This window comes from Patulibacter medicamentivorans (assembly GCF_000240225.1).
GTDB lineage: Bacteria > Actinomycetota > Thermoleophilia > Solirubrobacterales > Solirubrobacteraceae > Patulibacter > Patulibacter medicamentivorans.
Genome location: NZ_AGUD01000338.1, coordinates 1 through 2,589 on the forward strand (window position 1 = coordinate 1; position 2,589 = coordinate 2,589).

A 2,589-nucleotide genomic window follows, 5' to 3' on the forward strand; every position below is an offset into this window, starting at 1 on the left:
GTCGCCCGGATGGCGGTGCTGCTGGCCGGGTTGCCGACCAGCGTCCCCGGCGCGACCGTCAACCGGCTCTGCGGATCGAGCCTCGAGGCCGCGATCCAGGGCGCGCGGGCGATCGAGACCGGCGACGCCGAGCTGGTGGTCGCCGGCGGCGTCGAGTCGATGAGCCGCGCGCCCTGGGTGCTGTCGAAGCCCGATCGCGCCTACCCGGCGGGCCACGAGACGCTGCATTCGACCACCCTCGGCTGGCGGATGGTCAACCCGCGGATGCCGGAGCGGTGGACGATCTCGCTCGGCGCGAGCACCGAGAAGCTCGCCGCGCTCCACCAGGTCGGCCGCGACGAGCAGGACGCCTTCGCCGCCGAGAGTCACCGCCGCGCCGCCGCGGCCTGGGACGACGGGACGCTCGCCGACGAGATCGTCCAGGTTCCCGGCGCCCCGCTCGAGCGCGACGAGTCGATCCGCCCGGGGACGACGGTCGAGAAGCTGGCGACCCTGAAGCCGGCCTTCGTCGCCGACGGCACCGTCACCGCCGGCAACGCCTCGCCGCTCAACGACGGCGCCTCGATGGCGCTGCTCGGCGACGAGGCCGCCGCTGGCCGGCTCGGCCGCGACCCGCTGGCCCGGATCGTCAGCCGCGCCGCTCACGGCATCGACCCCGACCTCTTCGGCTACGGCCCCGTCGCGGCCGCCCACGAGGCGCTGCGCCGGGCCGGCATCGGCTGGGGCGACCTGGCCGCGGTCGAGCTGAACGAGGCGTTCGCCGCCCAGTCGCTGGCCTGCCTGCGGGGCTGGCCCGACCTGGACCCGGCGATCCTCAACGTCCACGGCGGCGCGATCGCGATCGGCCACCCGCTCGGCGCCTCCGGGACCCGGATCCTCGGGCGCCTGGCCCGCCAGCTGCGGGCCAGCGGCGGTGGCTGGGGCCTGGCCGCGATCTGCATCGGCGTCGGACAGGGGCTGGCGGTCGTCCTGCACGCCTGACCGCACGGACCGAGGAGCGAGATGCACGACGACACGCCCACCGACGAGCACGCGCGGCTGATCCTGCCGCGCTGGCGGGAGAGCCCGCCCGGCACCCACCCGCCGCTCGACGCGCCCGCCTACCGCTCGACCGCGCTGCGCCACCCGCGCCGCCAGCTCGACCGGCTGCCGCAGACGCTGACCGAGGTCACCGGCCCCCGCTTCTCGTTCCGCCGCGTCGAGGCGGGCGAGGAGGACCTGACCGCCCAGCACGACGGAGAGCCGCTCGGCGAGCGGATCGTGGTCCACGGCCGGGTCCTGGACGGCGACGGCCGGCCGGTGCCCGAGACGCTGGTCGAGATCTGGCAGGCCAACGCCGCCGGCCGCTACCGCCACGCCGGCGACCGCCACCCGGCGCCGCTGGACCCGCACTTCACCGGCGTCGGGCGCTGCATCACCGACGCCGAGGGGCGCTACCGGTTCGTCACGATCAAGCCGGGCGCCTACCCGTGGGGCAACCACCACAACGCCTGGCGGCCGGCGCACATCCACTTCTCGCTGCTCGGCCGGGCCTTCACCCAGCGGCTGGTGTCGCAGATGTACTTCCCCGGCGACCCGTTGTTCGCGTTCGACCCGATCTGGGGCAGCGTCAGCGACCCGCGGATCCGCGAGCGGATGGTGAGCGCGTTCGACCTCGACCAGAGCCTGCCCGGGCGCGCGCTCGCCTACCGCTGGGACATCATCCTGCGCGGGCCCGCCGCCACCCCGATCGACCCCCACCACTCGTGAGCACCGACGCCGCCCCCGCGGGGACCGCCGCCGCCCCCGGCGAGACGCCGTCGCAGACGGTCGGGCCCTACCTGCACATCGGCCTGCCGTGGCCGGAGGGGCCGTTCGCGGTCTCGCCCGAGACGCCCGGCGCGATCCGGCTGCACGGAATCGTCCGCGACGGCGCTGGCGACCCGATCCCCGACGCGCTGGTCGAGAGCTGGCAGGCCGATCCCGACGGCGGGTTCGCCCACGTCGCCCGCCGGCCGGACGCCACCGACCACCACCAGCGGCCGTTCCCGAGCTTCCGCGGGTTCGGCCGCTCGGCGACCGACGCCGACGGCCGGTTCGCGATCGTGACCCTGAAGCCGGGACCGGTGCCGTGGCCGAGCGACCTGCCCGCCGACGGCCCGCCGCCGATCCGCCAGGCGCCGCACGTCGATCTGTCGATCTTCGCCCGCGGCCTGCTGCACCGGGTCGTCACCCGCTGCTACTTCGGCGACGAGCCGGCGGCGAACGAGCGCGACCCGGTGCTGCGGGCAATCGACCCGGCCCGGCGCGAGACGCTGATCGCCACGCCGACCGCCGACGGCTACCGTCTCGACATCCACCTGCAGGGTCCCGATGAGACCGTCTTCTTCGCGCTCTGAGCGGCCGGCATGAGCGGCCAGCTCTTCGGCGGCGTCTTCGCCCGCGGCGAGGCCGCCGCGGCCGTCGGCGACCGGGCGTGGCTGGCCGCGATGGTCGAGGTCGAGGTGGCGCTCGCGGGAGCCGGCGCCGACGCCGGGCTGCTGCCGCGGACCGTCGCCGACCGGATCGCGACGGCGGCGCCGGCGGTCCCGTTGGACGCCGGCGCGCTCG

3 protein-coding genes and 1 pseudogene are annotated in these 2,589 nt (G+C 76.3%); all 4 read left to right on the forward strand.

Annotation, left to right across the window (positions count from 1 at the left end; genetic code table 11):
• A partial coding sequence (locus tag PAI11_RS23505) for a thiolase family protein (protein WP_040601543.1) occupies nucleotides 1-981 on the forward strand: 981 nt, incomplete at its 5' end.
• Between the two features lie 21 nt (nucleotides 982-1,002).
• Nucleotides 1,003-1,749 (forward strand): protocatechuate 3,4-dioxygenase subunit beta, encoded by a 747-nt coding sequence (gene pcaH / locus PAI11_RS23510; protein WP_007579573.1) that lies wholly within the window; start codon nucleotides 1,003-1,005, stop codon nucleotides 1,747-1,749.
• Nucleotides 1,746-2,378: a protocatechuate 3,4-dioxygenase subunit alpha gene (gene pcaG, locus PAI11_RS23515; protein ID WP_007579575.1), complete on the forward strand. Its 633-nt coding sequence runs from the start codon at nucleotides 1,746-1,748 to the stop codon at nucleotides 2,376-2,378. The genes pcaH and pcaG overlap by 4 nt, the downstream gene beginning before the upstream one ends.
• A gap of 9 nt (nucleotides 2,379-2,387) precedes the next feature.
• A pseudogene (locus tag PAI11_RS23520) lies at nucleotides 2,388-2,589 on the forward strand (3-carboxy-cis,cis-muconate cycloisomerase); the annotation flags it as partial.